At 63.2% G+C, this 12,422-nt stretch carries 13 protein-coding genes and 1 pseudogene; 10 read left to right on the forward strand and 4 right to left on the reverse strand.

The window, feature by feature from the left end; translation table 11 throughout:
* Positions 1–210: 210 nt before the first annotated feature.
* The gene (locus E5W70_RS26670; RefSeq protein ID WP_292664099.1) at positions 211–636 is read right to left on the reverse strand and encodes an OsmC family protein; all 426 of its coding nucleotides are present in this window, start codon (positions 634–636) and stop codon (positions 211–213) included.
* Here E5W70_RS26670 and E5W70_RS26675 point away from each other — a divergent pair.
* The 4 genes from E5W70_RS26675 to E5W70_RS26690 all read left to right on the forward strand — a co-directional run bounded on the left by E5W70_RS26675 (position 626) and on the right by E5W70_RS26690 (position 2,337).
* On the forward strand, positions 626–1,081 hold the full coding sequence (locus E5W70_RS26675; RefSeq protein WP_292664101.1) for a hypothetical protein: 456 nt from the start codon (positions 626–628) through the stop codon (positions 1,079–1,081). The genes E5W70_RS26670 and E5W70_RS26675 overlap by 11 nt on opposite strands.
* A gap of 2 nt (positions 1,082–1,083) precedes the next feature.
* On the forward strand, positions 1,084–1,440 hold the full coding sequence (locus E5W70_RS26680; RefSeq protein ID WP_292664103.1) for a YciI family protein: 357 nt from the start codon (positions 1,084–1,086) through the stop codon (positions 1,438–1,440).
* A 128-nt stretch (positions 1,441–1,568) separates the two neighbouring features.
* Positions 1,569–2,096 (forward strand): hypothetical protein, encoded by a 528-nt coding sequence (locus E5W70_RS26685; RefSeq protein WP_292664105.1) that lies wholly within the window; start codon positions 1,569–1,571, stop codon positions 2,094–2,096.
* A 76-nt stretch (positions 2,097–2,172) separates the two neighbouring features.
* The gene (locus E5W70_RS26690) at positions 2,173–2,337 is read left to right on the forward strand and encodes a hypothetical protein (RefSeq protein ID WP_292664107.1); all 165 of its coding nucleotides are present in this window, start codon (positions 2,173–2,175) and stop codon (positions 2,335–2,337) included.
* On the opposite strand, the gene E5W70_RS26695 is transcribed toward E5W70_RS26690, so the two are convergent.
* The gene (locus E5W70_RS26695; protein WP_292664119.1) at positions 2,317–3,561 is read right to left on the reverse strand and encodes a ubiquinone biosynthesis hydroxylase; all 1,245 of its coding nucleotides are present in this window, start codon (positions 3,559–3,561) and stop codon (positions 2,317–2,319) included. The two genes, E5W70_RS26690 and E5W70_RS26695, sit on opposite strands and share 21 nt — an antisense overlap.
* Before the next feature lie 100 nt (positions 3,562–3,661).
* On the opposite strand from E5W70_RS26695, the gene tesB reads away from it, so the two are divergent.
* The 6 genes from tesB (at position 3,662) to E5W70_RS26725 (ending at position 11,388) form a co-directional block, all read left to right on the forward strand.
* Positions 3,662–4,537, forward strand: coding sequence for an acyl-CoA thioesterase II (gene tesB, locus E5W70_RS26700; RefSeq protein WP_031212697.1), 876 nt, complete (start codon positions 3,662–3,664; stop codon positions 4,535–4,537).
* 219 nt (positions 4,538–4,756) lie between these two features.
* A complete protein-coding gene (locus tag E5W70_RS26705; protein ID WP_292664109.1) occupies positions 4,757–5,095 on the forward strand; it encodes a P-II family nitrogen regulator in 339 nt (112 codons plus the stop codon).
* Between the two features lie 49 nt (positions 5,096–5,144).
* Positions 5,145–6,467: an ammonium transporter gene (locus E5W70_RS26710; RefSeq protein ID WP_292664120.1), complete on the forward strand. Its 1,323-nt coding sequence runs from the start codon at positions 5,145–5,147 to the stop codon at positions 6,465–6,467.
* A 508-nt stretch (positions 6,468–6,975) separates the two neighbouring features.
* Complete coding sequence (locus tag E5W70_RS26715; RefSeq protein ID WP_292664111.1) at positions 6,976–9,630, forward strand: DNA translocase FtsK; 2,655 nt, start codon at positions 6,976–6,978, stop codon at positions 9,628–9,630.
* A 134-nt stretch (positions 9,631–9,764) separates the two neighbouring features.
* Positions 9,765–10,448: an outer membrane lipoprotein carrier protein LolA gene (locus tag E5W70_RS26720; protein ID WP_292664113.1), complete on the forward strand. Its 684-nt coding sequence runs from the start codon at positions 9,765–9,767 to the stop codon at positions 10,446–10,448.
* 133 nt (positions 10,449–10,581) lie between these two features.
* Entirely contained in the window at positions 10,582–11,388 is an 807-nt protein-coding gene (locus tag E5W70_RS26725) for an exodeoxyribonuclease III (protein ID WP_292664115.1), read from the forward strand.
* Between the two features lie 20 nt (positions 11,389–11,408).
* Here E5W70_RS26725 and E5W70_RS26730 read toward each other — a convergent pair whose 3' ends face one another.
* Both E5W70_RS26730 and E5W70_RS26735 read right to left on the reverse strand, forming a co-directional pair.
* Positions 11,409–12,260 carry a TIGR01459 family HAD-type hydrolase gene (locus E5W70_RS26730; RefSeq protein WP_292664117.1) on the reverse strand — a complete coding sequence of 284 codons (852 nt, stop codon included), beginning with the start codon at positions 12,258–12,260 and terminating at the stop codon, positions 11,409–11,411.
* Positions 12,257–12,422: pseudogene (locus E5W70_RS26735) on the reverse strand (carbohydrate kinase); the annotation flags it as partial. The pseudogene E5W70_RS26735 and the gene E5W70_RS26730, both read right to left, overlap by 4 nt.

Genomic DNA, 12,422 nt, shown 5'->3' on the forward strand with positions numbered 1-12,422 from the left:
ATCCTTTCTCAGCCTAAACTCAACCCCAAAATCGCCATATGCGATTCCCCTGCCCTCAAGGGGGAGATTGCGCTGTCATCTCCACTTTCGCCAATCACCAAGGTTGAAGGACGAGAGCCGTCGCCAAAACTGCCAATCTCCCCACTTGAGGGGGAGATGCCCGGCAGGGCAGAGGGGGGCGCGAAGGATCGCCGACGTTCGTTTGGCGGCTCACCCGAGCCTGGCGTCGAGCGATACTTTGATGGCGCCGAGCGCTTTCGAGACCGGGCATTCGGCCTTGGCCTTCTCGGCCAATTCCTTGAACTTGGCGGCATCGATGCCCGGCACCTTGCCGACCAGCGTGATCGCGCTGCCGGTGATGCCGGTGCCGGGGACCAGCGTTACCACGGCCTTGGCGTCGAGCTCGGCAGCCGGCGTGCCGTTCTCGGCGAGAAAATGCGAAAGCTGCATTGCGTAGCAGCCGGCATGGGCGGCGGCGATCAGCTCTTCCGGGTTGGTGCCGGATTTGCCGCTCTCGTCCTCGAAACGCATCTTGGCCGAATAGGGTGTGCTTTTCAGCGTCCCGCTCTGGGTTTCGAGTGTGCCTTTGCCTTCCTTGAAACTGCCTTTCCAAACGGCGTTGGCGGTGCGGTCCATCAATTCCTCCTTGATTGTCGTGGCTGAGCCCGTGATCGGCATCCAGTCGACTATAGCGCGCGCGGGAGCGAAGGCCACCCGCGCTTTCGTATCGACAGCAGCATGGTCGGGCAAAATCGCTCGGGAAAAAAATCGCGAAAAAAATATGCGTGCAAAAATGTCGACTTCCATCTGTCCCGGCCGTCCTGCGGGCGGCCATGAAATTGGTGGCCGGATGGAGGACCACATGAACAATCTGTTTTCTGCTCACCGGACAAGCACCAGCCACAGGGCCGGTGAACAACAAGCCGACTGGTCGCGCGTGCCGCCTTCCGGCTTCGGCCGGCTGCTTGCGGCGATTGCCATCATCGGCATCGCGGTGTCCTTTCTCGATTATGCAGCGGCCAAAGGTCCGGCTGACGTTTCCGTCGCCTCGTCCTACGGTCCAACCCAGGAATGGAGGTAAAGATGAAATACGTTTGCCTGGTCTACGGTGAAGAAAAAGACCTCTACGCCATGACGCCCGAGAGGATGGCCAAGCTCGACGCCGATTCGCTGGCCTATGACAGGTCGGTGGCGCAAAGCGGCCGCCTGATCATCGCGCAGGCGCTGCAATCGGTGCAGACCTCGAAGACTGTGCGCCGGCGCAGAGGCAAGCGGCTGGTCACCGACGGCCCCTTCGCCGAAACCAAGGAGCAGTTGCTCGGTTTCGTCATGATCGAGGCCGAGGACCTTGACGAGGCGCTGGAGATCGCCGGCGGCATTCCGCTGGCCGAAATCGGCACGATCGAGGTGCGGGCGATCTACAACGTGCCGGGGTCATAAAGGTGTCTCGGCAGTTGGCGGCCAACGGCGCGGGCGGACCGTCGTTTTCTTGGTTGCACGCAACTTTTGCGTGTTGAAGCGAAGCAATACTTCTCCTATCGTCGCCTGAGATTGGGGGATCTTGGGGCATGCATATATTGATTGCTGCGATCGGCCTGCTGGGGGCAGCGGCGTTCTGGTGGTACAGGCTGAAGACCATGAACGACGCGGCGCGTGAGGTTGCCGACGTCGTTGGCCGCGTCCAGGGCAATATCCGCCGCAAGAAACTGCGCAAGCAGGCGGCGCTCTCGCCGCTGACGGCGATCGACGATCCGGTCGTGGCCGCCGCGACGCTGATCACCGCGATCATTTCGGAACACGGCCCTGTTCTGCCGCAACGCGAAGCTGCCATTCGATCGGTGATCTCGGAGATTGCCGACAAAAAGCAGACCGATGAAGCGGTGATCTACGCCAAATGGGCGGCATCGCAAATCGACGACGCCACGGTCGTCATCGACAAGCTGGCGCCGTTCCTGCGCGAACGGCTCGACGCGGCCGAAAGGAGCGATCTGCTGCAGATGGTCAGCCGGGCGGCGGAAGCCGACGGGCAAAGCCTGCAGATTTCCGACCAGCGAATGCTGCGGCTGCGCCAGAAACTGGGCTTCGAGGTCAACTAAGCCAATGCAGTCCACCTTTGAATGAAAGAGAGCCGTACCCACATCAAGACCAGTACGTCGAAGATCCAGGGTGCAAATGGAAGCAGTGGCCTATGTGGTGGCGCAAGTAGCCGATCTGATCGGCGTGCTCTTTGAAGACCGATTGAGGAAATCCAGGGCCGGGCGGTTCATGTTCGGCATCCTGATTGCTGTTGTGGTTTTCTACTACCTTTTGTGGGCGCTAGATGGCTTCCCCTTTTAAAAGCCGCGGCGTGTCGCCGGACAGACCGGACGCCTGGCGGATGAAGAACCCCTTCAGCCGCGGCATGCGCTCGACGAGGCCGAGGCCGACGTCGCGCAAAGTGCGCAGCGGGCCGAAATCGTTGGAAAACATCCGGTTCAGCACATCGGTGGTGATGCCCATCTGCACCGTGTCGAAACGCCGCCATTGCTGGTAGCGCTCGAGCACGTCCAGCGCGCCGATGTCCTGGCCGAGCCGGTCGGCCTCGACCACCACTTCCGCCAGCGCCGCCACGTCCTTGAAGCCGAGATTGAGACCCTGGCCGGCGATCGGGTGGATGCCGTGGGCGGCGTCGCCGGCCAAGGCGATGCGCGGCGCGACGAAGGCGCGCGCAATGATCAGCCCGAGCGGCCAGGCACGCGGCTTGTCGGCGATATGGATTTCGCCGAGTTTCAGGCCAAAGCGGTGCTCGAGCTCATATTCCAGGACCAGGGTGTCGCCACTGACCAGTTTTTCGGCATCCTGCGACCGTTCGACCCAGACGATCGACGAGCGGTTGGTGCCGTCCTTGCCCGGCTTGAGTGGCAGCGTGGCAAACGGGCCTGCGGGAAGGAAATGCTCTTCGGCGCGGCCGTTGTGCGGCCGCTCATGCGCCACCGTGCAGACGATGCCGGACTGGCCATACTCCCATTTCACCGTCTTGATGCCGGCCATGTCGCGCAGCTTCGAATTGACGCCGTCGGCGGCAACCAGCAGCCGCGCCTTCAGCGTCGCGCCGTCGGCAAGATGCACGGTGGTGCCGGCACCGTTGGTATCGAAGGCGCTGACCGCCACGCCTTCGATGATGCCGATGCCGAGTTGTTCGGCACGCCGGCGCAAGGCGCCGTTCAAATCCTTGTTGGCAACCATGTGCGCAAACGGTTCGCCGGGCGCGACCTCGCCGTCGAAGGTGAGGAACACGGGGCGGACCGGATCCGTTGTGCGCGAATCGGTGACGATCATTTCGGTGATCGCCTGCGCCTCCGGCGCGATCTCGTTCCAGACGCCGAGCTGGTCGAGCATGCGGCAAGCGGCGGCGGCAATCGCCGAGGCGCGGCCGTCCTTCCGCCAGACGCCGGCCGGTGCGGCATCGACGACGGCGACTGCGAGGCTCGGCCGCGCCTGCTTCAGCGACACGGCGACGGCCAAGCCGACATAACCGGCACCGGCGACCAGAACGTCGAGCGAATTCTTGCTGTCGACCATGGCAATTCCTTTCGCAGCCTGACTGTCGCCGGGCATTCCGCCCTTGACTGCCCGCTGTTCCTGTCGGAAACCGCCATGGTAATTTTGCGGCGAGGTCAAGATGACGGCAGCCATGGACGAGCTTCTCGGCATTCTCGACCTCGAGCAGCTGGAACACAACCTGTATCGTGGTCGCAGCCCCAAGCTCGATTGGCAGCGCATCTTCGGCGGCCAGACCATCGCCCAGGCGCTGGTCGCCGCGCAGCGAACGGTCGAGCCCGAGCGCCACGTGCATTCGCTGCATGGCTATTTCATGCGGCCGGGCGACACCAAGGTGCCGATCATCTACGAGGTCGACCGCATCCGCGACGGCGGCTCCTTCACCACGCGCCGCGTCGTGGCGATCCAGCACGGCCAGGCGATCTTTTCGCTGGAAGCCTCGTTCCAGCAGGATGAGGTCGGCCTCGAACATCAGGTGCCGATGCCGCAGGACGTGCCGGCGCCCGACACATTGCTGTCGCAGCGCGAATTGCTGGGCAAGTTCGGCGAAGCCGTGCCCGACGGCATCAAACGCTATTGGGAGCGCGACCGGCCGATCGAGATGAAGCCGGTGATGCTGAAGCATTATACCAGCCGGGAAAAGCTCGAGCCGAAGCAGAACATCTGGATCCGCACCACCGGCCCGGTGCCGGCCGACCGTGCCACGCAGGCGGCCGTGCTCGCTTACCTCTCCGACATGACGCTGCTCGACACCTCGACCTTTGCCCATGGCCGAGCCATTTTCGATCGTGATATCCAGGCGGCGAGCCTCGACCACGCCATGTGGTTCCATCGCAGCCATCCGCTCGACGACTGGATGCTGTACACGCAAGACAGCCCGTCGACGCAAGGATCGCGAGGCTTTACCCGCGGCTCGCTGTTTGCCCGCGACGGCACGTTGATCGCCTCGGTTGCCCAAGAAGGACTCATCCGGCTGAAGCGGCCGCCTGCGGAGTAGGCATTTTTTGAAATTTGCCTATTTTTTAATCATATGCACTGCCGCGCCTGTGAACAGGCCGTCGACAAACCTTCCCGATTTCGTTGTTTAACAACAGCTTAACACCCTGCTTCGGCAATTGGCACGGAGCTTGAATCCTAGCGGGCACTCTCCGGCTCTCATGGGGATCGGCGAAGTCGTGCAAACGCGGGGACCCGCAACAGCAAAGGGTGAAACCTTATGAAGATCGTGATGGCAATCATAAAGCCGTTCAAGCTCGACGAGGTGCGCGAGGCGCTCACCGCAGTCGGCATCCAGGGCCTGACCGTCACCGAAGTAAAAGGCTACGGACGTCAGAAGGGGCACACGGAAATCTATCGCGGGGCGGAATACGCGGTCAGCTTCCTGCCGAAGATCAAGATCGAAGTCGCGGTCGCTGTCGACATGGTCGACAAGGCCGTCGATGCCATCACCGCGGCGGCCAAGACCGGCCAGATCGGCGACGGCAAGATCTTCGTTTTCGGCATCGACCAGGCGGTGCGCATTCGCACCGGCGAAACAGACACCGACGCGCTTTGAGCTGCGGATACGTATTCCAATGGAGAGTTCAATGAATATACCTTCCACCTTGAAGATAACGGGACGCGCGGCCGTTTTGGGCTCGCTCGCTCTCGCTGCACTGGGCACGGTTGCTGCGTTCGCGCAGGAAGCGGCTCCGGCAGCACCGGCTGCCCCTGCGCCCGCGCTCGACACCGGCAACACCGCCTGGATGCTGACCTCGACGGCGCTGGTGCTGATGATGACCATACCGGGCCTGGCGCTGTTTTATGGCGGCATGGTGCGCAAGAAGAACGTGCTCGCCACCATCATGCAGAGCTTTGCCATCACCTGCCTGGTGACGGTGCTGTGGTTCATGTTCGGCTATTCGCTGGCCTTCTCGGATGGCGGCGGCATGAATGCCTATCTCGGCGGCTTCTCGAAGTTCTTCCACAACGGCATCACCACCTCGTCGCTGTGGCTGCCGGGGGTGGCGAACATCCCTGAGTTCGTCTTCTCGATGTTCCAGATGACCTTCGCCATCATCACGCCGGCGCTGATTGCCGGCGCCTTCGCCGAACGCATGAAGTTCTCGGCGCTGCTCATCTTCATGGGCGCGTGGCTGCTGGTGGTCTACGCCCCGATCGCGCACTGGGTGTGGGGCGGCGGCTTCCTCGGCACAGCCGGCGTTCTCGATTTCGCCGGCGGCACGGTCGTTCACATCAATGCCGGTGTTGCCGGCCTGGTCTGCGCGCTGGTTCTCGGCAAACGTGAAGGCTATGGCACCACCAACATGGCGCCGCACAACCTCGTCTACTCCGTCATCGGCGCTTCGCTGCTGTGGGTCGGCTGGTTCGGCTTCAACGCCGGTTCGGAACTGGCTGCCGACGGCCTTGCCGGTGCTGCGATGCTGAACACCCAGGTTGCCGCTGCCGCTGCGGCGCTCGCCTGGATGTTCGCCGAATGGATCGTCGCCAAGAAGCCGAGCATTCTCGGCATCATCTCGGGCGCCGTCGCCGGCCTGGTTGCGGTGACACCGGCTTCCGGCTTCGTCAATCCGACCGGCGCCTTCATCGTCGGCATCGTCGCCGGCGTGCTGTGCTACGTCTCGGCCGTCAAGCTCAAGCACGCGTTCGGCTATGACGACTCGCTCGATGCATTCGGCGTGCACGGCATCGGCGGCATCATCGGCGCATTGCTCACCGGCGTGCTCGCCGATCCGGCCATCAACAGCCTCGGCTCGGGTGCCTCTGTCGGCAAGCAGCTCTACGGTATCGTCTTCACCATCCTGTGGACGGCGATCGCGAGCTTCGTGATCCTCTACATCGTCAAGGCGCTGGTCGGCCTGCGTCCTTCCACCCAGGAAGAGGTCGAAGGGCTCGACATCAGCCAGCACGGCGAAGTGGTGCCGTAAGGTTAAGGCAATTGGCTGGCACCGGTGTTTTGCCGGTGCCGGGAATATCCCGTCGTGATGCTCCCGAAAGGGCTCACGCCTTGAGGCCCGGAAACCTTCCGGGCCTCATTTTTTTGTGCGCAGGCGGCCGTGATGACTCGATCACGATCGCTTGATCAAGGTGCAACGATGCGGCGATGAGCAAGCCACATGCCCGAATTCTGCGCCAATGGGCAGGCACTCGGCGGCGCCAACTGACAATCTCGATCAGGCCGCGGCCGGATCGTTTCGTCAGCACGATGCAGATAATGGCGGGCACGCGTGCCCCGCCATTGTCGCCGAGCCAATACCTGTCGCAGGGACAGCGTCATGTTCGAATGGGAAGTCAGGCATGGCATCTTGCGATCGTCCCTGAGACGCAGATCGCCCATGGTTAATGCGCCCTTAACCTTCCCGCCGCTAGTCTGACAACCGAATCTGCCGTGTTGCGCGTCCGCACCCGGCCGGGCAACGACAGACGAGGAAGAGCATGCGTTCAGGGGCTTCAGCACCGCTTGCGCTGGCCGATACGGGGCACGGCATCCGGGCGTTCGCGAGGCGCCAGGTCGGCCGGCTGGTCGGTGCCGGGCTGTTTGCTCTGGTTGGCTTCGGCGTCGCCGCCCTTGCCACCTGGAACGTCGCCGATCCGAGCTTCTCGCACGCCACCGATAATATCGTCACCAATGCAATGGGTTATGCCGGCGCCGTCTTTTCCGACATTGCCATGCAGTTCTTCGGACTTGCCGCCGTTGCGGCGCTGGTGCCGGCGGTGATCTGGGGATTTCTGCTGTTTACTGCGCGCGGCGTCGACCGGCTGCCGAAACGGGCGCTGGCCTGGTTCGGGTTTTCGCTGCTTGGCGCGGCAATTGCCGGCTGCGTGGTGCCGCCCAAGACATGGCCGCTGCCGACCGGCCTCGGCGGCGTATTCGGCGATATGGTGCTCAACATTCCCGGCCTGGTCATCGGCGGCTATCCGACCGGCCTCGTCGCCAGCGTGCTCGCCGTGCTCCTGGCAGCGCCGGCGCTGTGGGTATTCTTGTATGGCTCGGCGCTGATTTCACGCAAGAACGGCTTCGCCGTTCTCGAACAGCCTGCCGTGCCCGATCCGCAGGACGAGCTGCTTTTCGACAATGAAGAGGATGAGGGCGACGAAGGCATATTGGCGCTTGGCGCGATCACCCACTGGTGGCTGTCGCTGCGCGCCTATCTGCGCCGCCGCGCCGCGCGCCGGCGCGAGCGCGACGATTTCGAGCCGGAGATGGAGCCGCGCCCCAGCGCCTGGCGGCGGGCGGCCGAAAGGGTCGAATCGGCCGAGTTCGCCGAGGCGCGGATGAGCCCGGGCGGGCGCGCTCGCGTCGAGCCGGAATTCTTCGCCGCAATGGTCAACGACCGCAGTGCCTCGATCGACCCCGACGATGCCGATGTCTTCGACAACGACGACAATGACGACATGGATTTCGCGCCCGAGCCGGCCGGCCAACGCCGCGCCGCGCCGACGGCGAAGGTGCAGAACTTCCGCTCCGACGCGGCGACACGCGTCGAGGCGCCGGCGCCGCGGCCGGCACCCGGCGCCCGGGTCCAGCGCGAAGCGCAGACTTCGCTGATCGGCTCGGAAAAATTCGAGATGCCGTCGCTGCACTTCCTGTCGGAACCGAAGAACGTGGTGCGCGACGCCAGCCTGTCCAAGGACGCCCTCGAGCAGAACGCTCGCCTGCTCGAGGGCGTGCTGGAGGATTTCGGCGTCAAAGGCGAAATCATCCATGTGCGTCCAGGCCCGGTCGTCACGCTCTACGAGCTGGAACCGGCGCCCGGCATCAAATCGTCGCGGGTCATCGGCCTGTCCGACGACATCGCCCGCTCGATGAGCGCCATCGCCTGCCGTGTCGCCGTGGTGCCCGGCCGCAACGCCATCGGCATCGAGCTGCCGAACGCCAAGCGCGAGACCGTCTATTTGCGCGAGATCATGGCCAGCCGCGATTTCGAAACCACCAAGGCCAAGCTGGCGCTGGCGCTCGGCAAGACCATCAATGGCGAGGCGGTGATCGTCGACATCGCCAAAATGCCGCACGTACTGGTCGCCGGAACCACCGGCTCGGGCAAGTCCGTCGCCATCAACACCATGATCCTGTCGCTGCTCTACCGGCTGACGCCGCAGGACTGCCGGTTGATCATGATCGATCCAAAGATGCTGGAGCTCTCGGTCTATGACGGCATTCCGCATCTTCTGACGCCGGTCGTCACCGATCCGAAGAAGGCGGTGGTGGCGCTGAAATGGACTGTGCGCGAGATGGAGGACCGCTACCGCAAGATGTCCAAAGTCGGCGTCCGCAACATCGACGGTTTCAACGCGCGTGTGCAGCAGGCCGAGAAAAAAGGCGAAAGGATCTCGCGCACCGTGCAGACCGGCTTCGACCGCCAGACCGGCGAAGCGATCTACGAGACGGAGAACCTCGACCTCGAGCCGATGCCCTACATCGTCGTCATCATCGACGAGATGGCCGATTTGATGATGGTCGCCGGCAAGGACATCGAAGGCGCGGTGCAGCGCCTGGCGCAGATGGCGCGCGCCGCCGGCATCCATGTCATCATGGCGACGCAGCGGCCGTCGGTCGATGTCATCACCGGCACCATCAAGGCGAATTTCCCGACCCGTATCTCGTTCCAGGTGACGTCGAAGATCGACAGCCGCACCATCCTGGGCGAGCAGGGCGCCGAACAGCTGCTCGGCATGGGCGACATGCTCTACATGGCCGGCGGCGGCCGCATCCAGCGCGTGCACGGTCCCTTCGTCTCCGACGACGAGGTGGAGAAGATCGTCGCGCATCTGAAGCTGCAGGGCGTGCCGGAATATCTCGACGCCATCACCGAGGACGACGACAAGGATGACGATGAGCCGACGGGCAAGGGCAGTGGCGGCGGCGACGGCGGTAATTTCGAGGATTCCGACGATCCCTACGACCAGGCGGTTGCGGTGGTGCTGCGCGACGGCAAGGCCTCGACCAGCTACATCCAGCGCCGGCTCGGCATCGGCTACAACCGCGCCGCCTCGATCATTGAGAAGATGGAGAAGGAAGGCATTGTCGGCCCGGCCAATCATGCCGGAAAACGCGAAATCCTGGTGCCGACGGAGGACGACAAGTTCTAGAGCGCATCCGCGCCGGCAACTTTGAACCTCTCGGCGCGTTGCAACGGATGGGCGCCGTGCGGCCTGCCAAACTTAAGCCCAACTGGGGGGGCAGACCAATATAACGAGCAAGCAATCAGATGATGGTGACCGGCATGAAAAACGCAACTCTCGCCCCAAGCAGGGATTTCGCCCCAACCCGCCGGCAGGTGCTCGGCCTCGGTCTGGTCCTGGCCGGTGCCGCAACCGCCAACGTCGTGCCCGGCTTCCAGCTGCTGGCGTCGGCGCAAGCAGCGGTTCCGGCGACGGCGCAGAAGATCGCCGATCATTTCTCCTCGGTCAAATCGATGAGCGGCGAGTTCGTGCAGTTCGGACCCAAGGGCGAGCAGACCGGCGGCAAGTTCTTTCTGGAACGGCCGGGCAAGATCCGCTTCAATTATGACGGCGCCTCGAATTTCAGGGTGATATCCGACGGCAAGTCGGTGGTCATCCTCAACAAGAAGCTGCGGACCTCCGATCTCTACCCGCTGTCGAAGACGCCGCTGAAGCTGCTGCTCGACGACAAGATCGATCTCTCGGGCGGACGCGTCAGAAGCGTCAAGGAAGAAAACGATCTCACCACTATCCAGCTTGCCGACAAATCGGTGTTCGGCAATTCGAAGATCACCATGATGTTCGATCCGAAATCCTATGAATTGCGGCAGTGGACCATCACCGATGCGCAAGGCAAGGACACAACGGTGATGATCTTCAACACCAAGGAGGGCGTCAGCTTCGCCCCCGACACCTTCGCCATCGACTATACGGCCAACCGGGAGCTGAACACCAAGACGCGGTAACTTTCTACTGCTGCGGGATGGCTTTCCGCGTTGGTGCGGCCGGCTTGTTTTTGCGGTGCGCGGCTGGCAGTAGTTTCCGCGATTGACTTCCGTCGGAGCCATCCGGCGGATCTTGCGTTGTCCGGAACCCCACATGCCGTTTTCCGTCGCTACCTGGAACATCAACTCCGTCCGGCTGCGTATGCCGATCGTCGAGCGCCTGCTGGTCGAGCAGGCGCCGGACGTGCTCTGCCTGCAGGAAACCAAGGTTCCGGACGAATTGTTTCCGGAGAAGGCGTTCCGCAAGCTCGGCTACGAGCACATCGCCTTCCATGGCCAGAAGGGCTATCACGGCGTTGCGACCATAGCGCGCCGTCCGATCGAGATCGTCGAAAAGCGCCGCTTCTGCGACATCGACGACAGCCGGCATCTGTCGGTCACCGTCAAGGCCGGCGGTAAGACGATCCTGCTGCATAATTTCTACGTTCCGGCCGGCGGCGACGAGCCCGACCCGACCGTCAACCGCAAGTTCAAGCACAAGCTCGATTTTGTTGCCGAGATGAACGCCGTCCGCGCCGAACATGACGAGGTTTCCGGCTCGATCCTGGTCGGCGATCTCAACATCGCGCCGCTCGAGCACGATGTCTGGTCGCACAAGCAGCTCCTCAACGTCGTCAGCCATACGCCGGTCGAGACGGAAAATTTCGAGGCAATGCGGCTCGCCGGCGACTGGATCGACCTGATGCGGCTCAATGTGCCATTCGAGGAGAAACTCTACACCTGGTGGAGCTATCGCGCCCAGGATTGGCAGGCCTCAAATCGCGGCCGCCGCCTCGACCATATCTGGTCGTCGCCAAACCTGGTGCCGCATTTTGCCGGCTATGAAATCCTGCGGCCGGCGCGCGGCTGGGAACGGCCCTCGGACCATGTGCCGGTGATAGGGCGTTTCAAACTCGATTAGCTTTGTCTCGCCTTAACAACTCAGCGAAACCTGAAGCTATCTGCGATGTAGTCGGGACGGGCGTTCAGCGTGGCGAAAACGTCCTCCAGGTCAGGCACCCCCGCCAATATGCCCGACAGGACCAGCGTCGTCGCGACGCCGACGCCGTTGCCGCCGGCGATGTCGTGCTCGACGCTGTCGCCGACGCAGACCACGTTGTCGCGCTCCGGGTGGCCCGCCAGTGCCAGCGCTGCCTCGAATATCTGCGGATTGGGCTTGCCAATGCGCGCCACGCTGCCGCCGAGGCTCTCATAGAGATCGGCGAGCCGGCCGGCGCCGAAGCGAGGGCCGACGGCAGTCAGCATGATCTTGTCGGGGTTGGTGCAGAAGCATGGCACCCGGCGCGCCGCCGCCGGACCAAGAAGCCGGCGATAATGGTCGAGGTCGTAGCGATCGCCCTCGCTGGCGGAAATCAGCACCAGTTCTGCATCGTCGCCGTCCTTGGCCAGGATGAAGGGCAGGCCGTCGACAGCCGAACGGTCATTGTCGCGGCGGATCAGCAGGCATTTTGTCTGCGGGCGCAGGGCTCCGGATGCCGCCATTTGATGGAAGGAGCGCCAGGCCACCTCGCCGGAGGAGACAAAGTGATCCCAGCTTCCCGGTTCGAAGCCGAGCTTCAGCAGGCGGCGCTCATTGGGTTGCGCCCGCTTGCCGGAATTCGAGATCAGCACGATGGTCTTGCCGGCGCGCTTGAGTGCCGACAAGGCTTCGACAGCACCTGGATAGGCGCTGGTGCCGTCGTGCAGCACACCAAACTGGTCGAGCAGGAACACCTGATAGCGGTCGATCAGCGCGGCGATGCCATCGAGGTGTTGAATTGCCTTGGTCGTCATAAAAGCCCCGCTCCGCTTGCGCCCATCAGCGCCAGCCGCGCCGTGCCGGCAGCAGCCTCCTCCGAAAGAGCCAGCACGAGAGCGACGCCAAGCTTGCGCTGCCGGATCGCTGTCCAGGCCGGATTGGCCGCACCGCCGCCGACGACGCCGACTATCTGAAAG

Origin of the sequence: Mesorhizobium sp., assembly GCF_005063415.1 — a bacterium.
Taxonomy (GTDB): Bacteria; Pseudomonadota; Alphaproteobacteria; order Rhizobiales; family Rhizobiaceae; genus Mesorhizobium.

Coding starts and splice junctions, on each gene's coding strand:
- E5W70_RS26725 (WP_292664115.1), top strand. CDS start 10,582: ATGCCGTTTTCCGTCGCTACCTGGAACATCAACTCCGTCCGGCTGCGT.
- E5W70_RS26730 (WP_292664117.1), bottom strand. CDS start 12,260: ATGACGACCAAGGCAATTCAACACCTCGATGGCATCGCCGCGCTGATC.
- E5W70_RS26680 (WP_292664103.1), top strand. CDS start 1,084: ATGAAATACGTTTGCCTGGTCTACGGTGAAGAAAAAGACCTCTACGCC.
- E5W70_RS26720 (WP_292664113.1), top strand. CDS start 9,765: ATGAAAAACGCAACTCTCGCCCCAAGCAGGGATTTCGCCCCAACCCGC.
- E5W70_RS26685 (WP_292664105.1), top strand. CDS start 1,569: ATGCATATATTGATTGCTGCGATCGGCCTGCTGGGGGCAGCGGCGTTC.
- E5W70_RS26690 (WP_292664107.1), top strand. CDS start 2,173: ATGGAAGCAGTGGCCTATGTGGTGGCGCAAGTAGCCGATCTGATCGGC.
- E5W70_RS26670 (WP_292664099.1), bottom strand. CDS start 636: ATGGACCGCACCGCCAACGCCGTTTGGAAAGGCAGTTTCAAGGAAGGC.
- E5W70_RS26695 (WP_292664119.1), bottom strand. CDS start 3,561: ATGGTCGACAGCAAGAATTCGCTCGACGTTCTGGTCGCCGGTGCCGGT.
- tesB (WP_031212697.1), top strand. CDS start 3,662: ATGACGGCAGCCATGGACGAGCTTCTCGGCATTCTCGACCTCGAGCAG.
- E5W70_RS26715 (WP_292664111.1), top strand. CDS start 6,976: ATGCGTTCAGGGGCTTCAGCACCGCTTGCGCTGGCCGATACGGGGCAC.
- E5W70_RS26705 (WP_292664109.1), top strand. CDS start 4,757: ATGAAGATCGTGATGGCAATCATAAAGCCGTTCAAGCTCGACGAGGTG.